The following is a 235-nucleotide window of genomic DNA, read 5'->3' on the forward strand; positions in this document are numbered from 1 at the left end:
TGGCCAAGCCCTTCCGGGCGGTGTTCAACGAGTTCAAGGGCGGCTCGGCCAACCCCGCCGAGGTCGAGGGCTCCGGCGACGTGAAGTACCACCTCGGTGCCTCGTCGGACCGTTCGTTCGACGGCAACAACGTCCACCTGTCGCTCACCGCCAACCCGTCGCACCTCGAGATCGTCGATCCCGTGGTGCTGGGCAAGGTGCGGGCCAAGCAGGACCAGCGCGCCAAGCCCACGGT

The 235-nt window shown here is 68.1% G+C and carries 1 protein-coding gene; it reads left to right on the forward strand.

All coding sequences use genetic code 11. From position 1 onward, the window contains the following. Positions 1-235, forward strand: a 235-nt coding sequence (locus CVH10_RS24485) for a hypothetical protein (RefSeq protein ID WP_146143411.1), incomplete at both ends; no start/stop codon positions are given.

Source organism: Halomonas sp. ND22Bw (assembly GCF_003011945.1).
Taxonomy (GTDB): Bacteria; Pseudomonadota; Gammaproteobacteria; order Pseudomonadales; family Halomonadaceae; genus Halomonas; species Halomonas halophila.